Origin of the sequence: Sporosarcina obsidiansis (genome assembly GCF_009651005.1) — a bacterium.
Lineage (GTDB): Bacteria > Bacillota > Bacilli > Bacillales_A > Planococcaceae > Sporosarcina > Sporosarcina obsidiansis.
Window position 1 is genome coordinate 1 of the sequence record NZ_WHVW01000040.1, and the last position, 5,495, is coordinate 5,495.

8 protein-coding genes are annotated in these 5,495 nt (G+C 40.5%); 6 read left to right on the forward strand and 2 right to left on the reverse strand.

Features of this window, described 5'->3' with window-relative positions; all coding sequences use genetic code 11:
* The coding region (locus tag GD002_RS17450; RefSeq protein ID WP_153733634.1) for a ferritin-like domain-containing protein at positions 1–281 on the reverse strand (281 nt) is incomplete at its 3' end.
* Between the two features lie 84 nt (positions 282–365).
* On the opposite strand from GD002_RS17450, the gene GD002_RS17455 reads away from it, so the two are divergent.
* The 6 genes from GD002_RS17455 (at position 366) to GD002_RS17480 (ending at position 4,150) form a co-directional block, all read left to right on the forward strand.
* Positions 366–569, forward strand: coding sequence for a YheE family protein (locus GD002_RS17455; RefSeq protein ID WP_153733635.1), 204 nt, complete (start codon positions 366–368; stop codon positions 567–569).
* A gap of 45 nt (positions 570–614) precedes the next feature.
* The gene (locus GD002_RS17460; protein WP_153733636.1) at positions 615–767 is read left to right on the forward strand and encodes a hypothetical protein; all 153 of its coding nucleotides are present in this window, start codon (positions 615–617) and stop codon (positions 765–767) included.
* A gap of 216 nt (positions 768–983) precedes the next feature.
* Positions 984–2,315, forward strand: coding sequence for a hemolysin family protein (locus GD002_RS17465; protein ID WP_194841679.1), 1,332 nt, complete (start codon positions 984–986; stop codon positions 2,313–2,315).
* Between the two features lie 78 nt (positions 2,316–2,393).
* Positions 2,394–2,813 carry a disulfide oxidoreductase gene (locus tag GD002_RS17470; RefSeq protein WP_153733637.1) on the forward strand — a complete coding sequence of 140 codons (420 nt, stop codon included), beginning with the start codon at positions 2,394–2,396 and terminating at the stop codon, positions 2,811–2,813.
* Positions 2,814–2,820: 7 nt separating this feature from the next.
* A complete protein-coding gene (locus tag GD002_RS17475; protein WP_153733638.1) occupies positions 2,821–3,294 on the forward strand; it encodes a thioredoxin family protein in 474 nt (157 codons plus the stop codon).
* A gap of 13 nt (positions 3,295–3,307) precedes the next feature.
* Positions 3,308–4,150: an RluA family pseudouridine synthase gene (locus tag GD002_RS17480; RefSeq protein WP_153733639.1), complete on the forward strand. Its 843-nt coding sequence runs from the start codon at positions 3,308–3,310 to the stop codon at positions 4,148–4,150.
* A gap of 301 nt (positions 4,151–4,451) precedes the next feature.
* Here the strand turns inward: GD002_RS17480 and GD002_RS17485 are convergent, their stop codons facing one another.
* Complete coding sequence (locus tag GD002_RS17485; protein ID WP_153733640.1) at positions 4,452–5,405, reverse strand: methyl-accepting chemotaxis protein; 954 nt, start codon at positions 5,403–5,405, stop codon at positions 4,452–4,454.
* Positions 5,406–5,495 lie beyond the last annotated feature (90 nt).

Genomic DNA, 5,495 nt, shown 5'->3' on the forward strand with positions numbered 1-5,495 from the left:
TCTTTATACTGTTCGACTCCTTCTAATTCAGAAACTAACGCATTTTTTGCGCATTCTTTCAAGTTTGTACAGGGTGCCAATTTTTTCGGATTAGGAACATAGCTTCCCGTCATCATATAATACAACTGTTGAAACATTTCGTAATGACTCTTTTCATCTTCGTACACATGGCGAATGAATTCTTGCCATAACGGATCGTTCGTTAGCTGGTACATGGACTTATAGTAAAAGTATGACTTGTATTCGTCTTCTATGGCACTTCGTAATTGGGAAACAAACACGCACTCATCCTTTCGTTCTCTTTTGGCATTTTATGAAAAGGTTTGTAAGGATATCACTAGTTAAATGAAAAAGGAGTGACCACGATGCTACAGCATTTTAGCTATCGAAAGATGTTTGCCGGGTCGGATTTACCCGGTTGGACGATTTCTTTTTATTATCAAAATAAACAATACACCGGAGATTATCACAAAGATGGAACTATTAATTGGACGAATGGTACACCGCCAAATGAAACGGATGTATTAAAAATGGTGCATGACCTCATGACTTTTCATGTCTATGAATGATTACTCTTATAACCGACCATCCTTATGATAGAGGAGGTGCTGTAAATGAGTAGAGAAAAGTCAAAAGGCAAACAGCAACTTGAAAAGGAACGCTTACAAGTACAAAATCAGAAAACCGAAAATGTTTTCGAGGATCAAAGCCGCATTCCTAACGAGCAAAATGCCTACAAAGAAACACAGCCAAAATATGGCGAATGACATTGTGGAACCTTCCTCTTCAGGAGGTTCCTTTTTTCTTCAATATGGGGATTTTCATCCATTTAATAGACTTCACTCTATCTTTTCGCGATCTATAAGTGACAGGAATTGTTTTTTCTCTATAAATAAATTATTATAAAAGATAACTAACTTTACATTACAGGAGGTGTACGCTTTGTTCTTTTCCCTCATTTGGGTTAAGTGCAGAGCCATTATTTGGACATTGCCATACGATTGGCAGCATTTGCTGCCTTGATCGCACTCACCGCATTTTTTGTCGCGTGTGAATTTGCAATTGTGAAAGTCCGGTCATCGCGTTTAGATCAACTGATCGAGGAAGGAAATAAACGCGCGGTTCTTTCGAAAAAAATTGCCGATAACTTAGATGAATACTTATCCGCTTGTCAGCTTGGGATCACAATTTCAGCTCTTGGGTTGGGTATGCTAGGAGAACCAACAGTTAAATTGATACTGGCTCCTGTCTTTGAGTCACTTTCATTGGATACCAACATTGAGACTATTCTTTCTTTCACCACTGCTTTGGCAATCGTTACCTATTTGCATGTAGTGGTAGGAGAGCTTGCTCCAAAGACGATTGCGTTGCACAAAGCTGAAGAATTGACGCTTACTCTATCGACACCATTGAATTTGTTTTATCGATTAATGTATCCCATTATTAAAGGGATGAATGGGTCAGCTCGTCTAGTCACACGATTACTTGGCTTCAAATCCATTTCTGAATTAGAAGTGGCCCATACCGAAGAGGAACTACGGATCATCTTATCGGATAGTTTGCGAAGCGGAGAAATCAATCAGGCAGAATATAAATACGTCAACCGTATTTTTGAGTTTGACGATCGAATTGCAAAAGAAATCATGTTACCCCGTACCGAAATGATGACAGTTGACAAAGAGATGACTTTATCTGACGTGTTTGAATTAATGGATGTGGAGCAATATACACGTTATCCGATTACCGATGGTGACAAAGACCATGTAATTGGATTAATTAATATGAAGCATTTATTGACGGCATATATCAAAGACCCTAGCAACGGTAGCAAGTCTGTCCTCAATTATATGCAGCCAATTATCCGAGTAATTGAAACGATACCAATTGGCGATTTACTATTAAAAATTCAGCGAGAACGAATTCATATGGCTGTTTTATTGGATGAATACGGTGGGACATCAGGTCTTGTCACGATTGAGGATATTTTAGAAGAAATTGTTGGTGAAATTCGTGATGAATTCGATTTAGATGAATTACCCGAATTGCAGAAGATCGGTCCTGACCACTATATTTTGGATGCGAAAATGCTCATCGAAAATGTGAATGATGCGCTTGATATTGAAATTTTAGAAGAAGATATCGATACGATTGGTGGTTGGCTCATGGATCAGCGCTTTGAAGCGGTCCAAGGTGAAAAAATCATTGAACAAGGATATGAATTTACTGTGAAAGAAGTGGATGGCCACCATATCCTCTACTTAGAAGCCAAAAAGCAGCCTTCTGATTCCCTAACCGAAGATCGTGTCCAACCATAATTTCGAAGCTTTCCCACCTTAGGGAAGGCTTTTGTCATGAAATGCAATATGTATTCAGTAGAAATGGAGAAATTGCATATGCAAAAAAATCAAGAGAATGTACTCCTTTTTATCTGGGCTGTCGCATTAACCGCCACACTAGGATCCCTTTATTTTTCAGAAGTGAAAGGCTATGTGCCCTGTACACTCTGTTGGTACCAGCGAATTTTCATGTATCCGATTGTTTTAATTGGCTTGGTAGCACTGATTCAAAAAAACGCTACTATTGCTTGGACGACAGCTGCTTTCTCATTCATTGGAGGTAGTATCTCCCTTTACCATTATGGTATTCAAAAGCTATCCTTCTTGCAGGAGAATGCACCCGTTTGCGGTGGTGTTTCTTGTACGGGGCAATACGTCAATTACTTAGGTTTCATAACGATTCCCTTCATGGCTCTCATCGCCTTTGCTTTCATTTTCGTTGCAAGTCTCGTAATGTTAAAACAAACAAAGGAGTGAACACCATATGAAAAAATTATTAGCCATTGGTGGAATTATTGTTGTGATTTTTATTTTAATTGTTTTTCTCAACAACAAATCCAATGAGAAGAAATTAGCGGATAATCCGTATGGAACAGAGGATTTAGAGCAGCTAACGATCGACCTATTAGAAGATGAAAACTATCAAAATATTGCCCTTCCGGATGAAGTGTCTAAACAGATTGAAAGTGGTGAGCCAACGACTGTGTATTATTTTAGTCCTGACTGCCAATTCTGTATGGAAATGACGCCTCGTCTCATGCCGATTGCAGATCAATATGATGTCCATGTATATCAATATAATATGATGGAATTTGGTGATCAAGCGAAGGGTGAATACGATGTATTGCGTTGGCCAACACTCGTTCACTACAAAGATGGCAAAGAGCAAGGCAGAATGGAAGCTGCACAGCCAGACGAAATGATTAAAGCATTTTTTGACGAATTTGAAAGCAACTAAGGAGACTAGATAGATGACAAGTTTTCAATATACGACGACCAAGCCTGGAGAAACGGTGGAACAGTTACTCAGAGAGCAATGGCAAGGTGGCAAAAAAACGGTTCATCAAATGCGGATGGATAAAAGCGTAACAGATACGAATGGTCAACCTATCGAGTGGAAAGAGCCTTTACCTCAAGGTACTCCACTGACTTTTAGTTTTTCTGACGCCCATTCTTCATATAAACCAGAGGCTTTTGATTCGCTGCGCATTGTTTGGGAGGATGAACACTTACTTGCCGTCCATAAACCTGCAGGGATGGCCGTTCATCCGGAACAGGCACCTGGGACTGGAACGCTCATGAATGAAGTGATGGGTTATATAGAGTCTCAAGGTGGCAGCTACGCTGAACATATTCATCGACTTGATCAGCATACTGCTGGAATTCTACTAATTGCCAAGCATCCGATTGCCAAAACGATGCTCGATCGGATGCTAGAGCAGAATAAAATTGATCGTTTTTATACAGCGGAAGTTGAAGGCCAGCTGAGAAAGCCACGCGGCACGATTAATATGCCAATTGGTAAAGATCGTTATCATGCCACGAGACGCAGAGTATCTCCTTCTGGACAAGCCGCTACAACGCATTTTAGAGTCATCGAACGACGGGCGAATAGCACAGTCGTAGAAGCACAATTGGAGACAGGGCGCACACACCAAATTCGTGTCCATTTTGCTCATTTAGGCCATCCAGTCATCGGTGACCAATTGTATGGCAGTGAAACGATTGCCAGAGGTCCATATAAATTGACCGCCACTAAAATCGCTTTCCAACACCCCATTACGTTAGAGCAGATTATGATTGAAACAGAATAACATATAGAAAGGAGCCTTCTGAGAAGTCAATTCTACCTGACATTTCGGCTGGCTCTTGTTTTGTCTAAGGAGAACTTTTTTTCAATCTAAGAAATTTCTCTATACTAGAGGAAATGTGCATTGCGCGGCTAGTTTGGATCGTTCCATGCGTGTTTTGGATCGGTACGACTTGAGTATTGTGCGGTCCCGAGAATTTTGCTGCCGTGCAACGTTACTCTGGAACGTTCCTTTACTATTCTGTCCCAACACATAAAAAGGCTATCACTGAAAGAAGTTTCTAACTTTCAGGGCAGCCTCTTTCTTACTTCACAAGCAATTGATGAATTCCATTCTCCAGACGCTTATCTACTTCTTTTGCGTCTTCGATATGTTCAACAATTAGCTCGCGTGCAGAAGAAAATAGTAAATTGGCTTTTTTAAGTTCTTCTTGCATCTGAGCGGACAATTTATTCTGTTCCGCGATCATTTTTTCAATTGACGAGATGTCGACTTGACTGCCCTGCACTGTGTCTAAAATATGTTCAATCTTAGATGCAGTCTGCAAACTTACGGCTACACCTTGCTCAATCAATGCAGAACTCTTCTTTGTTGCATCCAATGCTTGAAGAATTTCATCTTTTAACGAATTAGTTAACGACTGGATATCTTTCGTACTATTGGACGTACTTTCTGCCAGATTCCTCACTTCCTGTGCAACGACGGAGAAACCTTTCCCATATTCTCCTGCTCGAGCTGCTTCAATAGAGGCATTGAGCGCCAATAGATTTGTTTGGGCTGCAATATTTTCTATTACCCCGACAATGGACTGAATTTCCACTGACCGTTCACTTAATTGTGTCATACTCTCTTCGGACAGTTCCATATGCTTACCCAAATCGTTCATTACCTGTGCTGTTAAACGGACATCCTCCGCTCCATTTTCAGCTTCTTTAACCATATATATAGATTTCTCTTCTAATGAACGTCCATTTTCATGCAGCTGTTTAGATGCATCTGTCGTTTGTTCACTCAAGCTTCGAATCACATGAAAGCTATTTTCTATCTCAGTAACAGCTTCACCTAACACATTATGCTGGGCATTCACTTTCTCATGTTGCGCTACTGCAGCCGTCAGTTCCTTCTCTACTTGTCGATTACGTTCTTGTTGCTGGGCCTGTAGCACATCTGAAGCAGGTACAGAAGAAGTGTTCTCTTCTTTCATAACCACTTGTTGCTCTTGTTTACGTCGAAATAACCCCATCTTGCTCACCCCCATTTTCTATAGATCATTTAGTACGTATCTGGATCTGTACCCGTTCGTTCATCACGATTCAATGCATCAATCATTGCCATCTCCGAACTAGAC

Excerpts from the sequence above, each read along its gene's own strand:
- GD002_RS17455 (WP_153733635.1), top strand. The coding sequence starts at position 366 with ATGCTACAGCATTTTAGCTATCGAAAGATGTTTGCCGGGTCGGATTTA.
- GD002_RS17460 (WP_153733636.1), top strand. The coding sequence starts at position 615 with ATGAGTAGAGAAAAGTCAAAAGGCAAACAGCAACTTGAAAAGGAACGC.
- GD002_RS17470 (WP_153733637.1), top strand. The coding sequence starts at position 2,394 with ATGCAAAAAAATCAAGAGAATGTACTCCTTTTTATCTGGGCTGTCGCA.
- GD002_RS17475 (WP_153733638.1), top strand. The coding sequence starts at position 2,821 with ATGAAAAAATTATTAGCCATTGGTGGAATTATTGTTGTGATTTTTATT.
- GD002_RS17480 (WP_153733639.1), top strand. The coding sequence starts at position 3,308 with ATGACAAGTTTTCAATATACGACGACCAAGCCTGGAGAAACGGTGGAA.
- GD002_RS17485 (WP_153733640.1), bottom strand. The coding sequence starts at position 5,405 with ATGGGGGTGAGCAAGATGGGGTTATTTCGACGTAAACAAGAGCAACAA.